General features: G+C 65.6%; 1 protein-coding gene. It reads right to left on the bottom strand.

The window, feature by feature from the left end; translation table 11 throughout:
- Nucleotides 1-479: HisA/HisF-related TIM barrel protein (locus tag ACEWB7_RS17505; RefSeq protein ID WP_411581024.1), on the bottom strand; the 479-nt coding region annotated here is incomplete at both ends.

Genomic DNA, 479 nt, shown 5'->3' with positions numbered 1-479 from the left:
GTAGATGGAGCGGCCGCAGATCACGCCTTCCACGCCCTCGTCTTCCACCGCGCAGAGCTTGCGGATGTCCTCGAGGTTGGACAGGCCACCCGAGGCGATCACGGGAATGGTCAGCGACTGCGCGAGCTTGACCGTGGCCTCGATGTTGATGCCCGTGAGCATGCCGTCGCGGCCGATGTCGGTGTAGACGATGGATTCGACGCCGTAGTCTTCGAACTTCTTCGCGAGGTCGATCACTTCGTGGCCGGTGAGCTTGCTCCAGCCGTCGGTGGCGACCTTGCCGTCCTTGGCATCGAGGCCCACGATGATGTGGCCGCCGAAGGCGGTGCAGGCGTCCTGCAGAAAGCCCGGGTTCTTGACCGCGGCGGTGCCGATGATCACGTAGCGCAGGCCGGCGTCGAGGTAGCGCTCGATGGTGTCGAGGTCGCGGATGCCGCCGCCCAGCTGCACGTCGACCTCGCTGCCGATCTCCTTGAGGA

This window comes from Acinetobacter sp. NIOH-H-8 (assembly GCF_046635365.1).
In the GTDB taxonomy this organism is placed as follows: Bacteria; Pseudomonadota; Gammaproteobacteria; order Pseudomonadales; family Moraxellaceae; genus Acinetobacter.
Note: the sequence above shows the minus strand (reverse complement) of the source record. Positions and strands in the feature narration are given on the sequence as shown.